16 protein-coding genes and 1 pseudogene are annotated in these 24,928 nt (G+C 54.5%); 11 read left to right on the forward strand and 6 right to left on the reverse strand.

What is annotated here, in order from left to right:
- Window positions 1-115 precede the first annotated feature (115 nt).
- Window positions 116-361: a hypothetical protein gene (locus ACA044_RS22635; protein WP_497443362.1), complete on the forward strand. Its 246-nt coding sequence runs from the start codon at window positions 116-118 to the stop codon at window positions 359-361.
- Window positions 362-475: 114 nt separating this feature from the next.
- The gene (locus ACA044_RS22640) at window positions 476-1,297 is read left to right on the forward strand and encodes a hypothetical protein (RefSeq protein WP_497443363.1); all 822 of its coding nucleotides are present in this window, start codon (window positions 476-478) and stop codon (window positions 1,295-1,297) included.
- A gap of 200 nt (window positions 1,298-1,497) precedes the next feature.
- Here ACA044_RS22640 and istB read toward each other — a convergent pair whose 3' ends face one another.
- The 3 genes from istB to ACA044_RS22655 all read right to left on the reverse strand — a co-directional run bounded on the left by istB (window position 1,498) and on the right by ACA044_RS22655 (window position 4,387).
- On the reverse strand, window positions 1,498-2,241 hold the full coding sequence (gene istB, locus ACA044_RS22645; RefSeq protein ID WP_497443364.1) for an IS21-like element helper ATPase IstB: 744 nt from the start codon (window positions 2,239-2,241) through the stop codon (window positions 1,498-1,500).
- On the reverse strand, window positions 2,238-3,833 hold the full coding sequence (istA, locus tag ACA044_RS22650; protein WP_497443365.1) for an IS21 family transposase: 1,596 nt from the start codon (window positions 3,831-3,833) through the stop codon (window positions 2,238-2,240). Before istA ends, istB begins: the two co-directional genes overlap by 4 nt.
- A gap of 263 nt (window positions 3,834-4,096) precedes the next feature.
- Window positions 4,097-4,387 carry a hypothetical protein gene (locus ACA044_RS22655; RefSeq protein ID WP_497443366.1) on the reverse strand — a complete coding sequence of 97 codons (291 nt, stop codon included), beginning with the start codon at window positions 4,385-4,387 and terminating at the stop codon, window positions 4,097-4,099.
- Between the two features lie 112 nt (window positions 4,388-4,499).
- Here ACA044_RS22655 and ACA044_RS22660 point away from each other — a divergent pair, with 112 nt between their 5' ends.
- The 8 genes and pseudogenes from ACA044_RS22660 to ACA044_RS22695 all read left to right on the forward strand — a co-directional run bounded on the left by ACA044_RS22660 (window position 4,500) and on the right by ACA044_RS22695 (window position 20,855).
- Window positions 4,500-5,537 carry a hypothetical protein gene (locus ACA044_RS22660; RefSeq protein WP_497443367.1) on the forward strand — a complete coding sequence of 346 codons (1,038 nt, stop codon included), beginning with the start codon at window positions 4,500-4,502 and terminating at the stop codon, window positions 5,535-5,537.
- A 306-nt stretch (window positions 5,538-5,843) separates the two neighbouring features.
- Window positions 5,844-7,550 (forward strand): ShlB/FhaC/HecB family hemolysin secretion/activation protein, encoded by a 1,707-nt coding sequence (locus ACA044_RS22665; RefSeq protein ID WP_497443368.1) that lies wholly within the window; start codon window positions 5,844-5,846, stop codon window positions 7,548-7,550.
- A 25-nt stretch (window positions 7,551-7,575) separates the two neighbouring features.
- Entirely contained in the window at window positions 7,576-17,835 is a 10,260-nt protein-coding gene (locus ACA044_RS22670) for a two-partner secretion domain-containing protein (protein ID WP_497443369.1), read from the forward strand.
- Window positions 17,836-17,845: 10 nt separating this feature from the next.
- Window positions 17,846-18,136 (forward strand): hypothetical protein, encoded by a 291-nt coding sequence (locus ACA044_RS22675; RefSeq protein ID WP_497443370.1) that lies wholly within the window; start codon window positions 17,846-17,848, stop codon window positions 18,134-18,136.
- 171 nt (window positions 18,137-18,307) lie between these two features.
- Complete coding sequence (locus tag ACA044_RS22680; protein ID WP_497443371.1) at window positions 18,308-18,868, forward strand: hypothetical protein; 561 nt, start codon at window positions 18,308-18,310, stop codon at window positions 18,866-18,868.
- Between the two features lie 138 nt (window positions 18,869-19,006).
- Window positions 19,007-19,729 (forward strand): annotated as a pseudogene (locus ACA044_RS22685) (hypothetical protein); the annotation flags it as partial.
- A 108-nt stretch (window positions 19,730-19,837) separates the two neighbouring features.
- Window positions 19,838-20,251, forward strand: coding sequence for a hypothetical protein (locus ACA044_RS22690; protein ID WP_497443372.1), 414 nt, complete (start codon window positions 19,838-19,840; stop codon window positions 20,249-20,251).
- A gap of 460 nt (window positions 20,252-20,711) precedes the next feature.
- Window positions 20,712-20,855, forward strand: a complete 144-nt coding sequence (locus ACA044_RS22695) for an alpha/beta fold hydrolase (RefSeq protein WP_497443373.1) — start codon at window positions 20,712-20,714, stop codon at window positions 20,853-20,855.
- Window positions 20,856-21,240: 385 nt separating this feature from the next.
- Here the strand turns inward: ACA044_RS22695 and ACA044_RS22700 are convergent, their stop codons facing one another.
- The 3 genes from ACA044_RS22700 to ACA044_RS22710 form a co-directional block, all read right to left on the reverse strand.
- The gene (locus ACA044_RS22700) at window positions 21,241-21,567 is read right to left on the reverse strand and encodes a hypothetical protein (RefSeq protein ID WP_497447287.1); all 327 of its coding nucleotides are present in this window, start codon (window positions 21,565-21,567) and stop codon (window positions 21,241-21,243) included.
- A 212-nt stretch (window positions 21,568-21,779) separates the two neighbouring features.
- The gene (locus ACA044_RS22705; RefSeq protein WP_497443374.1) at window positions 21,780-22,268 is read right to left on the reverse strand and encodes a hypothetical protein; all 489 of its coding nucleotides are present in this window, start codon (window positions 22,266-22,268) and stop codon (window positions 21,780-21,782) included.
- Between the two features lie 41 nt (window positions 22,269-22,309).
- Window positions 22,310-23,089, reverse strand: coding sequence for a GTPase domain-containing protein (locus ACA044_RS22710; protein ID WP_497443375.1), 780 nt, complete (start codon window positions 23,087-23,089; stop codon window positions 22,310-22,312).
- Window positions 23,090-23,553: 464 nt separating this feature from the next.
- Here ACA044_RS22710 and ACA044_RS22715 point away from each other — a divergent pair, with 464 nt between their 5' ends.
- Window positions 23,554-24,861, forward strand: a complete 1,308-nt coding sequence (locus ACA044_RS22715) for a PDDEXK-like family protein (RefSeq protein ID WP_497443376.1) — start codon at window positions 23,554-23,556, stop codon at window positions 24,859-24,861.
- Window positions 24,862-24,928 lie beyond the last annotated feature (67 nt).

Consider the following 24,928-nt stretch of genomic DNA (forward strand, 5'->3'; position numbering starts at 1 on the left):
GCTGAGGCTCAGTGTGTTCCCAGTTACATTCGGTTTCAACGAGTGAACCCTGCCTCTCCCTGCCAGGTACTACGTACTTGAATGATGTTGATCAACGAAAAGTACCGGACTCAAAATGATAGACCAAACACTGGAAGGCTCTGACTTTGAACGACTGCTGAAAATCAAAGCGATGAACCAGGCACGCTTGTCGCGGCAAAGAAACGAATGGCTTGCAAAGTATGAGGCGCTGAGCCCGGAAGAAAGAGCACTCGTTGACGAACAATTCAAGAAAACATTCGTGGAAATTGCGGCTCAGTTTGGCCGGAGCCGGCATTTTGTCTTTGGAAGCACAGGTACCACCTCACCAGATGACGAATAAGGCCGCTGAAGTTTGAGTACTCGGTAAAAACGCCAGAGTTGGACCATTAAGCCAAAGTGAAACTGGCCAGTTTCTAGTACGCTGCGCCTTCTGGCCAATAGGACGATATCAAGGATGACACTGTCGAGAATCAACGATGAAGGCGGCGTTTTTTTGCTACCGGCAGACTTCCCAATAGCCGATCTGCTACTGGTCGCGACGTCTCTTGAGAAAGCAGATATTTTGGTTCCCGGCTATCTCCCCCCAGGCAGGGGAATCTACGATCCTGCCGTCTATCTTTATGCTCAGCATGAGGGGATCAAAACCCAGATCCTGCCCGACCGCAATGTTGCCTCTCGCTTTGCTCAGCTTGCGAGAGGGTACGAAACAATAGCGGATCGTCAGCTTCAGACAGCAGCAGGTCTGCTCGCCTTCACCCACTGCCTCAAGATTGATTTTGAGCCCAGCATTGCCTTTCACGAACTCGCTCACCTATCCGGCAACGACTGTGCTCACGAAGAGCTGGGCTGGTTTCGAGCAGCCGATAGCGCGCATCCCCAGGATATGATCAACGTTGCCCTCCATCGCACGGATGGCGTCTCTCGCTCATATAAGCCCTCCCCCATTGCTGCGACTGACTTAGCGAGGCCTCTGAAGCGCTGGAACCGAAATTACATCCTTGCGCTAAAGATCCTTGAGCTGGACTTTCTTCCAATGACTCCTGTTGGGAGAGTTCTTCATTTGTTGGATTGGATGGCTGACGAATTCACTTTTGGCGGACCGGCGGCTCTCTTGGCCAGTGTGTACCTAGCGCCAAACTCCCCCCCCAAAAAAGGGGTGTTTAAACAGAAGAACTCCCCCGACCGCGACGGCGCCATCGCAGGGGTTCGAAATGCCGCCTGGGACCTCACGCTGTGTAATTGCATTCATCTGAACACTCAATTGCATCGGATCTGAACACCTAATTGCATCCGACTTGCACACCCAATTGCATTCCCACTGAACAGCAGTTGCATCACTTGCACTGTCGGAAACCGGGCCCGTTCGATTGCACTTTCTTATCCGGATGGTCAGATTTTATGGCCTGTTGTGAATGTTCACGCCCCCAACAAAAAACCGGCACTCAGTGCCGGTCTGTTTTTGCCTCAAGTGTCGCTCTACAGATTCTTACCCCGGCGCTTACGCATGGACTCTCCAGTCAACTCCATCAGATGTGACCGATGAATTATTCGGTCCAGGATGGCATCGGCTATGGTGGGATCACCGAACAGGTCATACCACTTTTCGGTTGGTATCTGGCTGGTGAGCAACAGCGAGCCGTTCATAGACTGCAAATCCACAATTTCCAGTAGCGCTGGCCCGAGGTGTTTAGCGATCCCTCCGATACCCAGATCGTCAATAATCAGCAATGGGATCTTGATCAACTGCCGGCGCAGTTTAGGGAGAGAGCCATCCGCATGCGCGAAAGCAATGTCCTCAAACAGCTTGGTCGAGGTGGTGTAGTACGCGTTAAACCCCAAGCGACAGGCTTGATTCCCAAACGCGCAGGCCATCCAGCTTTTTCCCGTACCGGTCGCTCCGGTCAAAATCAAATTCTGCTTACGCCGAATCCATTCGCAATCGGACAGCGCCATGATCCTGCTGCGATCAAGACCTCGATCGCTCTTGAAATCAACATCTTCAAGGGTTGCCTGAGCGAAACGTAACTTAGCCGACTTGAGGTAGCGTTCGATTTTCCGGTTTTCTCGCTCTGAGGTCTCGACATCCAACAGTTCACCCAGTCTGGCATCGAAGGACTTTTTTTGCAGGCTCGGGATGCTCTGCTGACGCTCGTAAGCTTGGGCCATGCCGCGAAGACCAAGCTCATGCAGGCGCTGCATGGTAAAGGGCGCGTTACTCATGCGATATCTCCAGCTTGAACAACATAGTAAGCAGCGCCACGCAGATTCTCGTGTTCCATGGCGGGTGCATGTGGTGGGATCTCTGGGTGCTGATCGGTACCGTTTCTCAATATCGAGCGCAGGCGCTCATAGCCCAGGATTTTTAACTTCAGGGCGTAGGCACAGGCAGACTCAATACGTTCATGCAGTTGTTCGTTCCGAGTGTCTCGTCGTAAGGCAATAACGGCCTTCAGTCCATTGGCGAAATCCTTGCGCTCCTCGAGGTTACGTCGAGCGTAGGTAAGTGTTGCGGGCCCAATGGACTCCGCCCAGGCCAATAGAGCCTCAGGCTGGCAGTCTTGATAGTGTTTGTGTTGAGCCGGCTGATGTTCTGGCAGCGTGGTGATGCCTGGGCCGATGACCAGTTGGTGGCTGGCGATCTGACGACGTCGATAGCTCACGATGAGGTTTTCACTGGTCGCACGGATGTCGACTAATAAGCTGGTGTATTGGTAGGGAAGTGAGTAGCGATGACCTTGATGCTCAATGTGGTAATCGCTTTCTACACGAACTTGGTAACGCCACAGGCTGAATGCATAGCGATCATTGGGCAGGCTCTTCAGCGCTGGTACATCGAGTTCCTGAAAACGTACCAGACGACTCTTGGGGTAGGTTCTGGTGATCCGTTCATTCAACTGCGTCATCCAGTAGCTGATTTGCTGGTTCAGCTCATCCAGCGCAAAAAAATTGTGATTCCGTAAGCGAGCCAGCACCCAACGCTGCACGATCTGAACACCAATCTCGGCTAGCGACTTGTCCTTAGGCTTGCGCGGTCGAGCAGGCAGAATACCGAATCCGTAGTGCTCAGCGAACTCCTGATAAGCTGAGTTCAGTTGGATCGAATCCCGCCCGTTTTTCAGTACCGCAGCCTTGAGATTGTCCGGCACTACGTAGCGTGGCACACCACCCAGGTGTTGCAGGGCGATGACGTGACAATGCAGCCAATTGGCAACTGTCTGGCTGGCGACGGCTGTTGCACATAGATAGCCTGACGCGCCCAAGGCGCCGACAAAGACGTGAGCCTTGGTTTCTTCACCGGTCTCCCGGTCGATGATCGGAATGGTGCGCCCGCAGAAATCCACAAACAGTTTGTCGCCCGGCTTATGAATCTGCCGCATGCTGATCTTCTGTTTCTTCAGCCATGTTCGATACTGTCGGGTGAACTGAGTATAAGATGCGCTCTCGGGGTCGTCGTTACGGAACTCCTCCCACAGTAAGCTCAAGGTAATGTCACGCTTTCGAAGCTCGTCATGTACTTGAGCAAGGTTCGGTATTGAGCGGCGACGGCCCCTCGTTTCCTGCCCGTAGTTAAGGCGAGCTTCGAAAGCACTGTCATCCAAGGCCCGCAAGCTCTCCCAGTCTTCACTGATGGAACTCAGATGGTCGCGAAGCGCACGCACCGTGTTAGGAGACACCCCAGAAAGACGTGCCACCGCACGTAGAGACAGCTTTGGACTGTTGGCATGTCGCACGACCTGCCGCAGTTGATCTACTTTTAGCCTCATCACATTCCCCTGTGACAGGCGAAACAAAGCCTCGCCGGTCGCGTTCAATGCAAATTCATGGATGAATGGGCAGGTTGCTGACTTGACGTCAGCCGAGGGGAGACACAGAATGTAGTCGTCAGGGTGTTCAAATCTGACGCTTCTCCTAAACGCTCTGGGCGCTCACCCAGGGCTTTTTTCATCTCCAAAGCCTGCTATTTCAATACAGTTATCGGGCTGCGCTCATTGATATGTCCCTCCTTTAAGTTTCAAAGCCTATTTCCTATCGTTCGGTTAGCCGAACGATAGCCTGTTCCTGAGTTCACCTGGGATCAGTTGTTGCCTTGTGATAAGACTGGTTCGAGTTCAGTGGTGCACTGGTAACGCTGCTGGGCAACCCACAGGGCAACGTCCTTGGACAATGCAAAGTATCCGCGACGGTGCTTTACCTCAAAAATCGGAACTTCCATATTTCCCCGGATGATCGCCTGGCTAAAAGCCGCGGGCGAATAGAAGCCAAGCTCGCGCCATAAGGCGCGACTTCCCAACATGACGCCATAACGAGATGTCAGCTCTCGCTCCAGTTCAGCGGCGAGCGCTTGAATACTAGGTTGTTGGTTCATGGCAATCATCGTTTGAGGTAGTTGGACACATAGTAAAGAAAACAACTACAGTCGAGAAGTCGTAAAAAAATCACAATATTTTACTGTGAAATTATGCGGGTTATTCTTCTATATGTCTGATTTTGAAAGAATTAAGGAAATTTACTTGGGTTTCGCAGAGGATATGCGCAACTTCTCTGATGAAAATAATTTCGCCTCAATAGAGACAATTGACTCTCTTCGGGTGCGCTATTGGTATGAGGAGTTGAGATTGCGCACCCAGTTGGATACGGCATCCGAAATGGAATATTACTTTGAGGGGGAGTCGTTCAAAAGGGACGCGAAGGGGGCTGTTGCCTGGTACCGGAACAAGTGGTCACGCTATGCGAATGGGCAGCATGTGCCTCAAGCCAAAACGCTTCTTCGAGTCGCGGCGCGAGAGCATGGCTCTACTCGAGAACTCAGCCTCCCGCTTTGGGAGGCCCTTGATGTCTCAAATAGCCGCGTAATGGAAGGAGACGGCTTTCTCAGGTATGTAGATCCTGAAATTCAGGCGGTGATTTTTAGCCGATCATCGTCCGGGGTGCGGACATGCTATGGCCGGGTGGTCATCACGCAACTCTTACTGGAAAAGCTCGAACGCCGGGCAAGTCTGGATGCATTAGCTTGTCTGACATGGTTGCTGCGCGAATCTTCCATGCAGGAAGACCAACAGATCACGGTGAAGATAGCTCGCGCACTCCACAACGTTTTGTTGATGGTAAGCATCGAACTGCACATGCATAAAACGGCTTTGCCGTTGTTACGGTTATTTATTCGAGACATTCTACCACTCGGACTTGAGCGACATTTCAAGATGTGGATGACTGAATATGATTTTATGCATGCTTCTGCACGCCTCAATTTGCTGGTGTACCAGACCTCACAGGGCAACAAGCGCACTTTGAGCTGGCTTCAACGCGTCAAAATTATGCAGCGGTTGCTGGAAGGCGATTTCGGGATGGATGTGCAGTTCGCTATGGCTCCGCAGTTCGACCTCAGCGAAGAGTTGGCTACCCCAGAGGATATCCTCAAAAATTACTGGCGCGCAGCACGACTGCGCGAGTGGGGCTGGGACCAGATAATGAACGGTCGATGTGAAGCATTTCCACCAACTGAGCTCCTCCTGTAATTCCAATGTAACGGGTTTCATGAATGCGTCCCCACTAATTGCTCGATGATCTTGGTGTAGGATTCCGAAATAAATGCGACAGGTCTTGAGCTGATCCGAAGAGTGTGGTGCTGGGTTGTTTCCCCTAAGGCCCGCTACTAAACACTCGATTACCCCGCTCTAGCAGTCCGAAATAATCAGAGCCTACTCAGGCCATTCCAAGCCCAATATCCAGGCAAACGGCAATTCATTCGATTGACGCCAGAATAATGGCCATCTAATATCGCGCCACTATTGTGCTACTGCTCTCCATTCGAGGGATCGAACATGTACCCAGCCGCTCTCGCGGCGAGGTTGTGCGTGGCTTTGCTGTGCCTGTCTCCGCTAAATCTTGCTTATGCCGCTCCGACTCCTGGGGAAACCGACCTTATCCGTGAACGCCAGGATCGCCTGCTCGAAGAGCAACGTCGGCGTCTAGAAGAACTCAAGGAATTACCCGGCAAGGAAGTCAAACCCGCCGCACCGACGGCGCCCGCCGACACCCGTTGCTTCCCGATCCAAGACATTGAACTCAAAGGCGCCGACAGCCTCTCCGAGAGCGAGAAGAATCGTCTGCTCAAGCCTTACATCGGCCAATGCCTGGGCGTTACGCAGCTCAATGAACTGCTGAAAGTCATCACCGATCACTACATCGAGAAAGGTCTGGTCACCAGCCGCGCCTACTTGCCGCAGCAGGATTTGTCCGGCGGGCATTTGAAGGGGCTGGTAGTCGAGGGCAAGCTCGAAGGCTTGAAGGGCGCGAAGGGCAGCAAGCTGTCGGACCGCGAGTTGGGCATGGCTTTTCCCGGCAAGACCGGCGAGCTGGTCAACCTGCGAGAAATCGAGCAACTGGTCGATCAGCTCAACCGTTTGCCATCGAATCAGGCACAGATGGAATTGGCGCCGGGCAAGAATGTCGGCGGCAGTGAAGTGCTGGTCAAGAACACTCCGCAGAAGCCGTGGCGTGCCGGGTTGTCTCGTAGTAATGACGGCCAGCGCAGCACCGGCGAGCAGCAGTGGGGCACCACGTTTGATTGGGACAGCCCGCTGGGCCTGGCCGATCAGTTGATGCTGCGCGGCGGTCACGATGCGATGACCGATCACCAGCACACTTCCAACAACGCGATGCTCTATTACAACCTGCCGTGGGGCTGGTGGAATTTCAGTTACACCTATAGCCAGAGCGAGTACCGCTCGCAAGCGCAGGCCAATGGTTTCAATTTCAAGCAGACCGGCGACAGTGAAAACCATCAGCTGCGCGCCGAGCGGGTGATCCATCGCGATGCCCTGAGCAAGACCTCCCTCAGCGCCGGCCTGTCGTACCTGCGCACCAACAACTTCATCGAAGACAGCAAACTCAAACTGAGCAGCAACCGCCTCAGCGAAGCGCAGTTCGGCATCAACCACGGTCGGCGGATCGGCACTGCGTTCGTCAACCTCGACCTGGGCATGCAGGAAGGCATCGGCATCCTGGACGCCCAGGGCAACGGTGATCCAGGCCCCGGCGAGCCGGACGCGCGTTACCGCAAATACACCGCCACCGCGAGTTATTTGCAGCCGTTCAAGCTGTGGGGTGAGTCGTTGAGTTTCAGCAGCCTGATGACCGGGCAGCGCAGTGAAGACGTGCTGTTCAGCCCGCAACGCACCAGCCTCGGCGGGCAGTCGTCGATCCGTGGTTACAAGGACCAATCCTTGTCCGGTGACAGCGGCGGTTACTGGCGCAACGACCTGCGCTGGAGCCGTCCGATAACGCTGGAATGGCTGCGCCCGGTGTTCGCCGAATACGGCACCAGCCTCGGTTACGACCAGGGCGTGATTCGTGGCGATCGCTTCAACGGCGATCAGCACGGGCGCATGTCCAGCAGTTCCGTGGAGCTGTTCGCCCGTGGTCAGCATGTGGCGGCCAGCGTCACCTTTGCTCACTCCCTGGAACGCCCTGACGCGCTGACCGAGCGCGAAGCACCGATCTATTTCCGCGTGGATTTCTTCCTCTAAATGCTGCTTTAACGAGATTCAAATCATGGACGTTCGTCAACTGGCCTTCCTCGTTGGTCAACCCTCTGCTGCGATCAAAAACCGCGAGCACTTCTGGGGCATGCCCAAGCGTGGACTGGCATTCCTGTTGGCCAACGTCATGTTCTGGCAGCCGATGTGGGCGCAAGCGGACGGAATTGTGGTGGCCTCGCCGGGCACCAGCCTCGGGCAGGCGGGCAACGGTGTGCCGATCGTCAACATCGCCACGCCCAACGGGACGGGGCTGTCGCATAACCAGTTCCATGATTACAACGTAGGCACCCAGGGTGTGATCCTCAACAACGTCGCCAACCAGACTGGCGCGACGCAACTGGGCGGGATCATCGTCGGCAACCCCAACCTGACCAACCGGGTTGCGGCGCAAACCATCCTCAACGAAGTGGTCGGCGGCAGCCCCAGCCAGTTGCGCGGTTACACCGAAGTGGCGGGGCAGTCGGCGCGGGTCATCGTTGCCAACCCTTATGGCATCAGCTGCAACGGCTGCGGCTTCATCAACACTCCGCGTGTGACCTTGACCACTGGCAAACCGGTGTTGGACAACGGTCGTCTGGATCGCTTTCAGGTCGATCAGGGCAGCATTGCCATCGACGGTGCCGGGCTCAACGCCAGCAACGTCGACCGCTTCGAAATCATCACCCGCAGCGCGAAGATCAACGCCGAGATTCAGGCCAACAACCTGACCATCGTCGCCGGTCGCAATGATGTCAACGCCGACAGCCTCAATGCCACCGCCCGCGCCGATGACGGCAGTGGCAAACCGGGACTGGCCATCGATTCCTCGGCCCTCGGCGGCATGTACGCCGGGGCGATCAAACTGGTGGGCACCGAAGCCGGGGTCGGGGTGAAACTCGACGGCAACCTGGCGGCCAGTGGTGGCGATATTCAGCTCGATGCCAACGGACATCTCAGCCTCGCGCAGGCGTCGGCCACGGGCTCGGTCAACGTCAAAGCGGCGAGCCTCGACGCTCGCGGCCCGGTCTACGCCGGCACTTCGCTGAACGTGCAAACCCAAGGCAGCCTGACCAACCAGCAAACCCTCGCCGCCCGGGACAGCATCACCCTGAGCGCCGGCGGTGTACTGAGCAACAACGGCATCATCGAAGCCGGGGTTAACGCCGACACCAGCCGCAACGCCAACGGCGATGTGAGCCTGAGCGCGCAGAACCTCACCAACACCGGCAAGAGTGTGGTCGCCAGTCGCAACCTGACGGTCAATACCAGCCAGACCCTGAGCAACCAGAACGGCACGCTGAGCGCCGGGCAAACCGCCAACATCACCGCCGGGACCCTGGATAACCAGAACAACGGCCGGGTCTTGAGCAGCGGTGCGCTGAACGTGACGGCCAATCAGGTGCTCAACGGGAACGGTCTGATCACCAGTACCGGCCATCTCAGCGCAACCCTTGGCCACCTGAACAATCGCAATGGCGAACTCTCGAGCCTGGCGACCGCGACGTTGCGCATGGCCACGCTGGATAACGTGGCGGGACTGGTGAACGCCGGTCAGGCTTTGAGCATCACCGCCACGGGTTTGGTGAACAACCAGGGCGGCAAACTGACCAGCCTCGACAGCCTGAGCGTCAACGCCGGCAAGGTCGATAACAGCAACAAGGGCCGGATCGCCAGCAACAAGGCCCTGACGGCCACCGTCAGTGGCCTCGACCAACACGATGGCGGGCAACTCACCAGTGGCACGTTGCTGACCCTGGATCTGAATCACGGCGAGCTGAACAACCAGAACGGTTTGATCAACGCCCCAGTGCTGGTGCTGAAAAACCTCGCGCAGGTGGACAACCGCAACGGCGAAATTTCCAGTGCCCAGGCTTTCACGCTGGCGGCCGACAGCCTCGACAACAGCAACGGCAAACTGCTCGGTAATCAAGCGGTGATCCTGCGCGTGCAGCAGGCGCTGACCAACATCAAAGGCCTGATCGCGGCGGCAAGCGTCGATGTACAGGCCGGTAGCCTGAACAACAACGGCGGCACCCTCACCAGTCGTGCCGGCCTCGAACTTCGGGTTAACGGCCAACTCGACAATCAGGACCAAGGGCTGATCAACGCCACCGACAACCTGACCATCAACACCGCGAGTTTGAACAACCAGAATGGCGGCTCGTTGCTTGGCAGCGCCATTGCCATCGACTTCAGCGGCGCCATGGGTGACCTGAACAACGCCAACGGCCTGATCACTACCACCGGGCAACTGAGCCTGCGCAACCTGCGGGACTTGAACAACCAGAGTGGTGAAATCTCCAGCAGCCAAAGCTACACGCTGACGGGCCGCCACCTGGACAACAGCGATGGCACACTCTTCAGCCGTCAGCAACTGGACCTTACTGCCGATGCCACCACTAACCTCGATGGTCTGATTTCCGGCTGGCAAAGCCTGAGCCTTTTGGGCGGCAGCCTCGACAACCGTAATCTAGGCACCTTGTCGAGCCGCGACGGTGACGTGCTGGTGGACCTCACCGGCGCCGTGCGCAACAGCAACGCCGGCGCTCTGGTCAGTAACGGCACGTTGAAGGTCACGGCGGCCAGCCTCGACAACAGCGACAACGGCATTCTTTCCAGTGCCGGCGCGCAAACCTTGGTCATCGCCGGAGCACTGAATAATGCCCAAGGTGGTTTGATCGACAGCGGCGCCAGTCTGGATATCCAGGCCAAAGCGCTCGACAACACCAACGCAACCATCAACGCCCAGCAGGACATCAGCTTCACCGGCACCGACCTGAACAACAGCACCGGTACCCTGGCCGGCACTGGCGCGGTCACCCTCAATCTGCTCGGCACCCTGACCAATACCAACGGCAAACTGGCGAGCAACGGCCCGTTGGTCATTCAGCGCGCGGTGCAGATCAACAACCAGGGCGGCCAACTGACCAGCCAGGGTTTGCTGAGCCTGTCGACCGGCGGATTCGATAACCGCAATAGCGGCATTGTCGCGGCCAACGATCTACTGACGCTCACGGCCAGTGGCGTGGTGCAGAACAGCGCGAACGGTCAGATCTTCAGCAGCGACGCCGGCCTGACACTCAACGCCGCCAGCCTCGACAACGCCAAGGGCTCCCTGCAAAGCGAGGGCGACCTGACGGTAAAAACCGGCGGCGCCATCGATAACCAGAGCGGGCGCATTGTCGCCAAGGCCGGCAACCTCGACATCACCGCCACCAGTCTCGACAGCCGCGGCGGTGTGCTCTCCAGCCTGCAAGGCGCCTTCAATAGCCACATCACCGGCGTATTGCGCAACGGCTATGACCTGAACAATAACCGTCAGGGCGGGATCATTCAGGCCCAGAGCCTGGACCTCGAGGCACTGGCCGGCATCGACAACTACGGCGGGCGGATCACCGCGCAAACCGGTGACGCCATCGTCGACACCGGCACCAACGGCAACTTCGACAACCGCAATGGCGGCCTCTACGCCAAGGGGTTGGTCAGCGTCACGGCTAAAGACTTCGACAACAGCGGCGACAACGACGGGCAGATCGGCGGGCAACAGATCGACCTGAGCCTGCGCGGCGCATTGAACAACCGCCTGGGCATTATCGAAAGCAAAAGCACCCTGACCATCACGGCGGCGAGTCTCGACAACCAGACCGGTCAACTTCGCGCACTAGGCGACAATGGCAAAACCGCGTTCACCCTCGGCGGCCTGTTCGACAACCGCAATGGCACCGTGGAATCCGCCAACAGCAACCTGGCCCTCGCTGCCGGTAGCTTGCTGAACGCCGGCGGCAACGTGCTGCACGTCGGCACCGGTATCTTCGATATTGCCACCGGACAACTGGGCAGCGCTGGCGGCACCTTCGTCACCCGTGGTGGCCTGACCCTCACCGCCGCCAGCTGGACCAACAGCAGCCTGATCCAGGCCGATCGCCTGACCGTCAACATCAACAGCCTCAACCAGACGGCCAGCGGTCAACTGTTGGCCGTCAGCACACTGACCGGTAACGGCGGTAACTGGAATAACGAAGGCCTGATCGCCAGCGACGACAGCCTCGACCTGACTCTCACTGGCAACTACACCGGCAACGGTCGTACCAGCAGCCTCGGCGACCTGACCCTCAAAGCCAATCAACTCACCTTGAACGCGGCGACTAGCATCGCCGGTGGCGGCAACACCACCATTTCCGTGGGTGGACAGCTCAGCAACGCCGGTCGCCTGACGTCGGCTGCCGACCTGACCCTGACGGCCGGCAGCGTAAACAACACCGGCACCGTGGGCGCCGGCGAGAACCTGACGTTGACCACAGACGTGTTGCGCAACGACCGCGGATTGATCTTCAGTGGCGCAGACATGCAGCTCCTGAGCCCCAGCTTCACCAACTACTACGGGCAGGTCTACAGCCTGGGCAGCACGCTCATCGCCAGGGACAAAAACAAGACCAAGGCTGATCTGCTGGACAACAGGTCCGCAGGGATTGAGAGCACCGGCGACCTGACGATCGCCGCCACGACGGTTAACAACGTCATGGATGTGTTGCAGTACACCGAGCATGAGAAAAGTGTCGCGACCATCACTCAGTTGTCGTGCACGCTGATTGCCTATGGATGTGACAGCCGTGGCGGTGGTCGCATCAACGGCCTTTGGGAAATTGCAGAAACCGATCGCTTGAAGATCACGCTTCATTCTGAAGCCGCCTCGATCAACAGCGGCGCGGACCTGACGATTAACGCCGGCGAAGTGAACAACACCAGCAGCAGCATGACCGCCGCCGGGGATTTAAAGATCACGGCATCGACGATCAACAACAAAGGTGTGCAAGAGCAGGACATCGAAACCACCCGACGATTCGTGAGCTGGGTCAACGAAACCGCCTCGGCCATTGGCATGGCCGATCTCTTCACCCAACGAAACAACCCGACACCTTCGGCTACCGTCGAACAGGACATGAGTAACTTTCTGGCCTGGATGGGCGAAACACTGCCGACCAGCAGCCGCGTCATCAGCGGCGAGTCTCTGGATGCCATCATCCAGGCGGGTGGAAACGTCACCCTCGATGCCACCCAGAACATCAACAACAGCGTGGTCCGCCCGTTCTACGCCTATGTGGCGGCGGGTCGCACCACAACCGACACCGGCGCGGGCAGTGGCTACTCGACGCCGATCCAGATCAACCAGCAACTCGCCCCCGATCTGGCCCAGCAACAAGTCAACCCGTTGATGCTCCCCGGCTTCAGCCTGCCCACCAGCCAGAACGGCCTGTTCCGTCTGAGCCAGGAAGGCAGCACCAACCCAACCGGCACCGGCCCACAAAGCTGGACCCTCACCGGCGCCAGCGTCACCTCGTCCACCAGCGCGCCGGTCACCCTCAACCGCGTCCAAGGTCTGCCAAGCAACGCCGGCAAATCCCAACCGCACAAATACCTGATCGAAACCAACCCGGCACTCACCGACCTCAAGCAATTCATGAGTTCGGACTACCTGCTGTCCGGTCTGGGCTACGACCCCGACCAGAGCGCCAAGCGCCTGGGCGACGGCCTCTACGAGCAGAAACTGGTCCAGCAAGCCGTGGTCGCCCGCACCGGCCAACGCTTCATCGACGGCCAGACCTCGGACGAAGCGCTCTACAAGTACCTGATGAACAACGCCATCGCCAGCAAGGCGCAGCTCAACCTGAGCCTCGGCGTGACCCTCACTTCACAACAAGTCGCGGCCCTGACCCACGACATCGTCTGGCTCGAAGAGCACGAAGTGAACGGCGAAAAAGTCCTGGTGCCGGTGCTGTACCTGGCCAACGCCAACAATCGCCTCGCGGCCAACGGCGCCCTGATCCAGGGCAGCGACGTGACCCTGATCGCCGGCAAAGACCTGAACAACGCCGGCACCCTGCGCGCCAGCCAGAACCTGGATGCGACGGCGAAGAATGATCTGGTCAGCAGTGGGTTGCTGGAGGCGGGGGATCAGTTGAAGGTGCTCGCCACCAATAATTTGACCAACAAGGCGGGGGGGATCATTGCCGGGCGGGACGTGACGCTCACGACCACGAACGGCGACGTGATCAACGAACGTACCGTCACCACCCATGAAAGTGGTACGGGTTACACCAACGAACGCACGGACTTCGCCAACAGCGCCGCCCGCATCGAAGCCGCCAACGCACTGACCCTCAACGCCGGGCGCGACGTCAACAACACCGGTGGCGTGCTGAAAAGCGTTGGTGACACCACGATCAAGGCCGGTCGTGACGTCAACATCACTTCCGCCGAACAGATCGTCAGCCACGAGGTCGGTACACACCGCGATCAAACCATCACCCAATATGGTTCAAGCGTTGATGTAGGACAGGACCTGAAGGTTACTGCGGGTCGAGACCTCAGCGTTATCGCCAGTCAGATCGACGCCAAACGTGACGTCAGCATGAGCGCAGTCGGTGACCTGACATTGGCCTCTGCTGCGGATGAACAGCACTCCTTTAGTCAAAACAAAAAATTCACCAGTCAGGAAGACCATGTCAGGCAGGTGTCTACGACGGTGAATGCGGGCGGTACCGTCTCGCTAGACGCGGGTAAAGATCTAGGCCTGATTGCCAGCCGGGTGAGTGCCGGGGATGAGGCGTATCTGGTTGCCGGCGGTGATCTATTGGTAGGAGCAGCACAAGACGAGGACTACAGCTTCTACAGCAAGACCAAAAAAAGCTCGTCAGGCAAAAAGAGCCAGCTTCAGGAGTTTTCCAGCACGACCAATGTCGGGAGTTCGGTGACTGCCCAGGGTAAAACCGTACTGTCCGCCGGCAACGATTTGCTGATCGAAGGGAGCAATGTGATCTCTGAGAAAGGTGGCATCGGTCTGGCTGCTGGCAACGATGTGAAGATTGTTGCCGTCACCGATTCAACCAGCGCACGCAATGAAAGCAGCTCAAGCAAAAGCAGCTGGGGTGGTTTGAAATCGAGCAAAGTCCAAGACAGCGTCTCGGAGTCTCAAACCACTGCGGTGGGTAGCCTGATATCGGGTAACACCATCGCAGTCAGCGCGAAACGAGACGTGGCAATTACCGGATCGGCCTTGGTCAGTACTGACGATTTGGCGGTTCGCGCCGGCCGCGACTTGGATATCACCGCCGCTGAAAACACCTACACCCGCACCGAATCGCACAAGGAAAAGAACCGTGACCTGACCGGTGTACTCACGGCCAACAACCTTGGCGTCGATGACATCACTGGCAACCAACACCTGTCCATCAGTGGCCAACGCCACAACGGCACGATGTCGCAAACGACTCTGACCGGCAGCACCATTGGCTCCAGCAACGGCAACGTAAGCCTTGTGGCCGGGGGAGATCTCAGCGTTATCGCCAGCGATTTGATCAGTACCAAAAACATAAGCTTGCGCGGTACTAACGTCACTATTGCGGCGGGCATGGAAAGCTCAAGCCAAAGCACCGCCGACCAATCCAACAGTCTGGCGGTAGGACGTGTTGTCGGCGGAGCGATCATTGACACCGTTAACACCATTCGTACGGCGGTCAAAGCCGCCAACGATGCGGACGATCCTCGTCTTAAAGCGGTGAAGTTTGCCCAGGCTGCATTGGCTGCTTACAACCTCAATGGCATGGCGGGTGATGCGGAGGCAAACAGCACCGGTTTCAAAGACAAGACTGGCGGTACGTCCAGCAATGGGTCGCTGATTAAAATTGGTACCGAGCTTGCCAATACTCACAACAAAAGCACCAGTGAGTACAACAGTCAAACGGCGAGACAGAGCTCCGTCAATGCTGGCGGCACGCTTTCGATCATCGCCACGGGGAACGCGGAGGGTGAGTCCGGCGACATTCATGTCATTGGGAGTACCTTAAAAGCCGCCGACACTGCCTTGATCGCGAAAAACGACATCATTCTGGAGAGCGCGCAAAACACTGCTGAATGGGCCAATAACAATTCCAGCAACAGAACTGCCATCGGTGCCAGTTTCAACATTGGGCAACAAAACGGCTTTACCCTGGATCTCGGTGCGTCGGGCGCGAAAGGCACCGGGACCGGCAGCTCCATCACGCAGGTCAATAGCACACTGAACACAGGTTCGCTCCTGTTGCGTAGCGGAGGCGACACCACCCTTGCGGGCGCTCAAGTTCATGCCGACAGCATTAATGCGTTGATTGACGGCAACCTGAACATCATTTCCCGTCAGGACGTCGAGATCCAGGGGAACAAGCAAGGTAGTGGTGGTTTCGGCGCGAGCATTTGCATTCCTCCGTTTTGCTATGGCGTACCGGTGTCCGGCTCGGCAAATCTGGCCGCTGGCAATATGAACAGCGAGTACAGGGCTGTAACTGACCAAACCGGGCTGTTTGCCGGCTCGGGCGGGTACACCATTGATGTTGGCAAGACTACCACTCTGACCGGTGGGGTTATTGCCAGTGACGCGACGCCGGACAACAACCTGCTGATCACCGACCGACTCATTGTCAGCGACATCAAGAACGTCAGTGAAATCGAGGCTCAGTCCGCAGGCATTTCGGCCAGTTTCAGCAGTGCAGGTGGCGGGAGTGGTTCTGCCGGTGGTTTGTATGGCATCGCACTTAATGACTCAGACCAAAGCAAAACCCGTAGCGCCGTCAGTGAAGGCACCATCATCGTACGCAACCCGGAAGGTGCGAACGATCTGGTTGGTCTGAATCGCGACACCGCCAATGCCAATGAACAGCTCGACAAACCAGACCAGCATGCAATGGACGAACGCATCGAGCTTGTAAAAAGCGCGATGCAGTTAGCACAGGGCATTGGTGATGCAATCGCTGCTGCAAAAATCGACGAAGCCAAGGATCTGAATAGCGACGTATCCAACGCTGCAAGGCAGAAGCTTAACGACAAAGGTATTGCCGACCCGACTCCTGAACAAATTGCGCAGCAAGTTCAGCAAGATTACGGCATGGGCAGCAGCTTCCAAAAAGCCTCGAAGGCTGTAAGTGCAATCGTGCAAGGAGTGCTGAGCGGCAACATTCTCGGTGCCTTGGCCGGTGCATCGGCGCCTTATCTGGCTCAAGCCGTGAAGCAAATGACTGAGGGCGATGACGCGGCCAACTTGATGGCGCACGCCTTGTTGGGGGCGGTGCTTGCGAAGGCGCAGGGCGGATCGGCCTTGGCCGGCGCTGCGGGAGCGACTATCGGTGAGCTGATTGCCAAACAGCTTTATCCGGACAAGACCAGTGATCAGCTGACTGAGTCAGAGAAACAGACGGTTTCGGCACTGTCGACACTGGCTGGTGGGTTGGCTGGGGCTATGGTTACCGGGAATTCCGCAGGAGCGGCGTCAGGTGCCTGGACTGCGAAGAATGCGGTAGAAAACAACCATCTGAGCGTGATTGAAAAAGTCTCGCTTAGGATGAAGCAGAAAGAGTACGACGAGTCGTGCAACGGCTCTACATCAAGCTATTGTCAGGGGCTGTCCAGCGACATTGCTGATCTTATCGCCAAGGGCTTCAGCGTGCTCAAGGACGAAAGAATCGTAGAGGATAGTGATTTCACGCGTGCTTTTGTTTCCAGTACCAACCCTGGAGATATCGTTTCCTGCGCTACATCAGCGAATGGTTATTGTGTTGCCACCGATAAGTCGATTACGACGGATCAGGGTGAGGAGTGGATCCTGCAACCAGCCTCTTACGAGCAATCGATCAGAGGGAAAGCACAAAACAGACTGAATGAAGCAACTATGCAAGCTCAGCTTCAGGGACTATCCAATGAGCTTTTCATTTCTGGCTGCGGTGGGGCGGGCATCATCGGGATAGCGTGCCAAGGCTACATGGCCACGGGGGGGGTGAACCCTATTACAGGAGTGGGAGGAACAGCTGAAGAGCAGGTAATGTGGGGCGTTGGTGCTCTGCTAAATGCTTGGGGATTGTTTGGCTCCATTTACACCGGGGGCGTAAAAGGGATTCCTAGCCCTAATAGCTTGTTGAAACTAGGCGAAACACAGCTTGTTGACGGAGTTGCTACAACTCGTGTAGGACGATGGATGTCACCCTCCGAGTTATCTCAGATGCAGAATAGTGGTAGTGTCGTTCAGGGAAGCGGCGGACAAACCTTTATTTCTATTAATGGAGCTTTGGATTTTAAGGGGGCGTCCCCCAAAGGTTCTGTTTACGTTGAGTTTGATGTTCCGGCTAACAGCTTGTTACAAGGTGGCAAAGATGGTTGGTTTAAGATGATTGGGCCTGACGCTATGAATTCGCAGCAATTTTTGCTAAATAAACAAGGTGGCGTACAGCTCCCTAGTGTAAAGAATATACGTATTCTGGATGGCAAGTGAGGAGGTTGTAATGAATGTTGAATATTTCAATGAGAATATTAAGCCGTTATTGAAAGGTTATTGTTTTAGATATTCCTCGTTTTCTAATGGTGATTTTGGTGATCTTGAACGGATTGAGATTGAGGGATTTAACAAGGTGGGGGGGGTGGAGTTTTGGTCTATGGGATGGATGGGTGTTGATGTTTATGATTGCTCTTTAGATGATCAAGTTTTGAATGTTTTGCTTTCGCCTGAAGAAAAAGAGCTGGCAGAGGGGGTGTTTGCTCGGTTGTTAGAGGTTCTAGAGGTGAAGTCTACATAACAAAGAGATGAATTGGAGCAGATCACCCCTTTCCTGGAAGTAGAAGGACGGTTGTAGTCTGTCCCACAATTTCCGTGAAGGTATGCTGCGGCGATTTTCAATATTTATGACGCATTGTTTTGACAAATATTTTCTCATCAGCCGAATATACGCTTATAAGGACTTTCATTCGTGAACAGAACCACGCTGCTAACACTGACTTTGATTTTTACATTATCAGGCTGCCATTCCAACGTCAGAGACTCTTCACCCAGCCTGCTGAAGGACGGTGTCCAGCTGCGTCAGAACACGGTGACAGTCGATGCACAACACGCCAAAGTCGTCATGAAAGCCTCAGGTAATACCTATCCAGTAGAGTTCGCGATCAGGCGTGCAGCGGATCCTGACCAGCGTATTGAGGTGCTTGGAACCGTGGTGGATTCAGGTCAGGGGAAGGTGTTCGGCTGGATCGCCAAACTTAACGAAGTGGCCAACAGCGCGACTGTTAAACGCTTCCCACAGTTGGAAGTACAGGCCGATGCCGATCAGCCGTTCCAAGTGTCGGGTTATTCGAATGGCGGAGGTGTTGGGAGTACCTATAGATGCGGTCCGCTCAAAACCACTTTCACACCGGAAAGAAGCAAGGTCTATCTGGTGGAGTTTCAGTTTGTTGGTAGCCGCTGTGAGCAGCATGTCTACGATATCACCCAGCCTCAGGGACGTATTCCCGTGACGAGCATACCGTCAGCGTAAAGTGGCAAATTTAATTATTTGGTTTGGCTGAGGTAAACCAGTACAAATCACGTTTTTTCTTGAGAGAGGGGGTAGTACTCCTTCGATTTCTTTCTGACCAGGATGGGCGAAATACTGCCGACCAGCAGCCGCGTCATCAGCGGCGAGTCTCTGGATGCAATCATCCAGGCGGCTGGAAACGTCACCCTCGATGCCGCCCAGAACATCAACAACAGTGTGGTCCGCCCGTACTACGCCTATGTGGCGGCGGGTCGCACCCAAACCGACACCGGCGCGGGCAGTGGCTACTCGACGCGGATCCAGATCAACCAGCAACTCGCCCCCGATCTGGCCCAGCAACAAGTCAACCCGTTGGCGCTCCCCGGCTTCAGCCTGCCCACCAGCCAGAACGGCCTGTTCCGTCTGAGCCAGGAAGGCAGCACCAGCCCAACCGGCACCGGCCCGCAAAGCTGGACCCTCACCGGCGCCAGCGTCACCTCGTCCACCAGTGCACCGGTCACGATCAACCGCGTGCAAGGCCTGCCGAGCAACGCCGGTAAACCCCAACCGCACAAATACCTGATCGAAACCAATCCGGCACTCACCGACCTCAAGCAATTCATGAGTTCGGACTACCTGCTGTCCGGTCTCGGTTACGACCCCGACCAGAGCGCCAAGCGCCTGGGCGACGGCCTCTACGAACAACGCCTGGTCCAGCAAGCCGTGGTCGCCCGCACCGGCCAACGCTTCATCGACGGCCAGACCTCGGACGAAGCGCTCTACAAGTACCTGATGAACAACGCCATCGCCAGCAAGGAGGCCCTCAATCTGTCGATGGGTGTCAGCCTTACCTCGCAGCAAGTCGCAGCGCTGAGCCACGACACCGACTAACTCGGCACGATGCGCTTCGAGTAGCTCGATGATTTTCGTCAGCTCGCTGGGACACCCAACGTGTGCAAGTGGTGCAACTGCTGTGCAGTGGGAATACAAATGGGTGTGCAAGTCGAATGCAATTGGGTGTTCAGGTGCGGTGCAACTGGGTGTGCAAGTTCATGCAATTACGCACTCACGCAGGTAAGCGACTTTGCACTCAGAGTTAACAAAGCCGGCTACGAAGGAAAAATCCAGTACATCTTCGCGAGCTTCGACGTCCACCTGAGGCAGATGACCCGCCTGTTGCTCGAAGTAGGAAAGGAGGATGCTGCCGAGGACGTCATGGCAGAAAGGCTCTCGCAGTGGTGGTCTCGCAAGGATGCAATGTGTATCGCCACAAAAATCAAAAACCATTTGGTCCGTATTCAGACTTCAGGATTGAATCCAAAAAACTCATCAGATCCAGACTTCATACAAAACCTTATCCTCAATGGTGAAACGCGAATTCGGAATGCCGCTTTGAGGAGCTGATTATTAGGCCCCACTATAGCGCTGGCAGCCGAGGCAACAGAATGGGTAAATTTTGACTGGCCTAGGCCATGAAGGGTGTGTGGAAAGAACTATGTTTGGTCGACGTAAAAACCTGCTTAAAAGGCTAGGAATGGTGCCGACTTAAATTTAAGTGCAGCCCCTATGCCTTGTCTCCGCAGTGCCAGGTCGATGAATTCGCCGGACACATACTTACCTCCCGGCAGGCTAACGTACAGGCTTCCCAGCCCCGCAGTAGACACCTCTCGGTGATATCTCAAATGCCCTATAGGAATGGGGTAACCCCTTTACAACATGGCTATCCTCGGTTCAAGTCGACGCCTGAAAAGGCCGGTAATCACTACCTTAGGATGAGCAATCGTGACCGAGATCAGACACCATACAGTCCATGCTAACGGCATTCGCCAACACTACATAGACCCCTGGTACCGGCCCAACGGTAGTGCTGCTTCATGGCTTCCCAGAGACCGATTACGGATGGAGACACCAGATCCCCGTGCTCGCCCAAAAATACAGGGTGATCGCTCCTGATTTGAGGGGTTATGGTGAAACGGACAAGCCAGTTGCAGGTTCGGCACAAAGCTAAAGGCGCCTTTAACTGCTTCCAGAATTGGCTTCGAAGCGGCTGGAGCATTGTCGATGGTGTAGGTAGTGAAAGTGGTCATCGGAATTTCCTGAGCTTATGAGTGAATGCCGCGTTTTTGGGATCAATCTTGCGACTCATACCGGCATTGCGAAACACGGGTGCCAGGCATATCACTCATTCTGTTCAGCAATGGTCTTGAGATGGGCAGTCGATTACTTCAAATAGCCGTCGACTGGGTTTAGAGAGGATGAAGGCAATCCCCCAAAGGCTTACTTTGGAGTTTTTACAGAGGAATTTGAGACTAAAAATCGCTGAGAAACTGAGGTATGGACGCTTTTGTAAAGCACCAAACGGAACTGCGCTATTGGGTAACGTCACCGGCCCATCAAATTGGTTTGATAGAAACGACGTCGAAATATCGAAATTTCTTTTTCTTAGCCTCGTTCTTCGCGTCCTGCTCGGCAACAAGCGTGCTGAGTGTACTGGCGTCGTAAACGAACACCTCGATCTCACCTTCGAATTCCTTCGTGACATTGAGTGTTACTCGCAGTTTTGGTGACAATGCATTAACAGCTGAACGAGGCTTAGGGCTAGGTAGCGGTTTCGCAACTGCTACTGGCTTAGGTATTTCTGGCGTGGGTTCAGGTGCTGGATTGCTTGATACACCGAAGAGTGCTTCACGCATCTCTTCCTCACTCAACTCTGTGCTCATCATGCTTATCCTCAAAATACAGGGCAAAATATTTTACACCCCAAGCAGTGTCACACTCTGGGCTTTACTGGTTATCTTCAGCGAAGGTGGCAGTGCCCCCTGGCGTGTTGACGGAAGCGTTTCACGTAAGGCGGATCAATTGTGGCGTTGGACACACTTACCAGCAGTCATTCAGCGAAACCAGAAAAATAGAATTATGACAAGTCCTAAGGCTAACAATCCCAAGGACTTGCCAGAGGCTTTTTTGTCGAGGGTACCCACTGTGGTTTATTGACTGAATTTGGCATCGGCTCGCTAGCAAACGAGTTGATGAACCGCCTCGCTTTTACCGCATCCAACATCAACTTGACATTAGATGAAGGAAAGTCATTTACGGAATCAAATTCCGCCATAGAGCAAGCAGTTGATGGGGACGCGGAGGGGTTCCCCTCGGGAGGAAAAATAGGCACTTCACCACGAGATAAAATTTGCAAATTTGTAATAACGACAGTGCGACCTGCCCTGTCGTTTCCGGCCCGCTTCGAACATGAAAACAACGCTGTACCATTTTTTAGCTTGGAGTATTGCGCGTAAACAAAGCTGTCATCTTGATTCTCCCTCAACACCGATTCAGGTATCCCGAGCACAAAACTGTTAGGCAACGTCCCAAGGTCAATAATTTCATGTATGGGTTTAGTTGTTGTACCTTCTAGAGCTTTCACGACTCCACTTTGTTCAGAGTCTGGCAGGAGCCATAGATTCCTCACTTTTTCGTAACCTCTGCAAATACTTCGTTGAGCACACTAGTAAAAAAAGTCCTAAAAAGATAATCGTCAATCATGCTAATAGGGGAAACCCCAACAATAGCTGCTTTCTCCTCACCAAGAAATTTATGGGCGATATTTTGAATTTTTATCGATTCGTCCTTTACCAAGTTGACAATATAATCACGATGATCTTCCGGATTGCCGGAAAACTCGATCCTGTCAACCTTATTTAAAAGAATATGAATTCTTACACCTTGTTTGAAACTTTTCAAGCAACTTGCCAACCACTTAAAATCATCTCTTACTCTGTCTATTGAGGACTCTCTATCCTCAAGCAACCTATGGAAATCGACCAAATAAAATACGACGTCAGCATCCGCACAGGCTTGTTCCCAAAATCGCTGTCTTTCGTCAATCTCTCCGCCAACATTAATAGAGCGCTTGCATTTAAACTCGATCTTTTCGCGCCCCCCAACTCCCCAAGAGACGTCAAAATTTCCGACCGCCTCCGCTCCCCGAGTCTGGATGTGCTGACCTGGTGGAGGCAGATCTTTGATCCTATCAAATAAACTATTTTTTCCTGACGCTGTCGGCCCAATCACAGCAATCGTTCTTCCAGACCACCAAGATTTCATGCGAACGAAATACTCTGGAGCTTTCTCGACGACCTTTTCGAGTATCTCTTTCGTCAGATAACTGAGAATAATTTTCGCAATGTTGGACATTAACCCTTCCTTATCCTTTTTTCCCGGAGGCACTTTTTTCTCACCAGCCATACCGTTTCCCTATATGCAGAACATGGAAACACTTTCTTCAGAAAAACCAAGGTTATTTTTTGCTGAAAACATCTTCTTATGAGTTGTGGCCATCATCGATATCAAATGCAAAAGCCAGTCCATCTATTGAAGGATAATCGGGCTTAGCGCGAGTCCCCCCTACCAGCAAACGCTAGCAAAATGCCTCTACTGTGTCGAGAGACTCTATCGCGCTGTTTTCCCCTCCGTATGGCAGCAGATTGAGAACTGCCGCTTTCACACATGCCCAACCGCCTCGGGCTCAAAAAACGTCCGCGTGAGAAAAATGGACTGAGGTATGGCATTTTGCTAGCCTTCATCGAATTTTATCTTGAAAGCCATATTTTTAAGTCTCATACCATCAGTCTTCTAGCCCTTCGCAAAGCATTCTCTTTATGACGATGTAGCCGGAAAGGGAAATCCAGTCAGCGAGGAGCGAAGTAAAAATGAATGTCAAAAGTATCGCCTTGAAAGAATCTTTCGAAGGGCTCGTTACCGACCCACGGCTAGTGCAACTTTGCGACGTCCAGAGGACTGGCGATGAGTTTTTAGACGTTGTTAGATTGTTAGAGAACCAACATTCGGATATTTTGGCTTGGCTGCTCGACCCTAGAGAAGGCCATGGTCAAGGCGAAGAAATTTTGAGAGACCTGCTTATCCACGCTTCTATTGCTGCCAGAGACAGTTATAGTGGACTTGACGGCAGAGGGACTACGGCTCGCTTTTTCAAAAGCTGGCAACCATCCAAGATTCGGACCACAGGCTTCGGTTCTGCATTTACCGCTCGAGAGCTAGGAATGAAGTCGGATGAGCGCGTCGATCTGTTTGTAATTGACTCTCAGAACAAATTTATCTTGGCTATTGAGAACAAAGCGGGAACCCGCCACACCGAAGAGCAACTTGAACGATACAAAAATCATCTGAGCACTGTGGTGTCGGCAAATTCCAGGCTGAGCGATTACTCCCAGGTCTACATCGCGCTGGATCGAAACTCTAACGAAGAAGATCTAGAGTACGCGCCAGGCTCAAGTCACTGGTTGCATATGGGATACTCGTGGCTAAAGCCCTCAGCCCAACGCGCCCTTCTTCATGTTAATCGTGGAAATTCAGCCGCCAAAATGGTCATGACTTATTGCAATAGACAAACGGACTGGGAGGATCCTGATGACGCGCTATGTAACCGACTTTGCGCTGAGCTTCACCACTCGTACCCAGAAACTATAAAGCAATTGATACTTATCAACCAAGGTCGAGCTGAGAAAGACTGGCTAGCAAGTAAGAAAGAAGACGCCGTTCTACTGTTCGCCTTGCAAAATAAAAGTGCCATCGACTTATTGAGAGCCACTAAAGGCATGGCTTCTGTGAAATCGGAAATTATCCACAAACTTAAGATACGAAAAGAGCACATCTCTAGCAAGCGTACACGCCTATATATTTTCCCCGCTTGTTGCGACGCGTTTTTAGGCTACGACTGGCCTATTTATCTAACACTCAATTACCACGACAACTCCACATCTAAATACAACCTAACTCTTTGCTGGAATGCTGAGTATGCGAACAATGACACGGAGGCTGAGCATCTACGCAAGGTTTTAACATCTCTTTATTCTAATTTCGAAAAACGGAGTGAAAGTCGTGTTCGTCGGGTAAATATAGCTACGGGCCAGTCTTTGACGGACATCATCCAAAAAATCTCGGTGGTCAGCAAAGGGATTGAAGAGGCATTGGCAAGTTTTGACTCTAAAATTTCCTAGTCGGCACGCAATGTAAATTTAGCAAGCATCTCAAGCACATATGCATTAGCTCGAGGTTTAATTTTTC

This window comes from Pseudomonas sp. LBUM1673 (assembly GCF_059695645.1).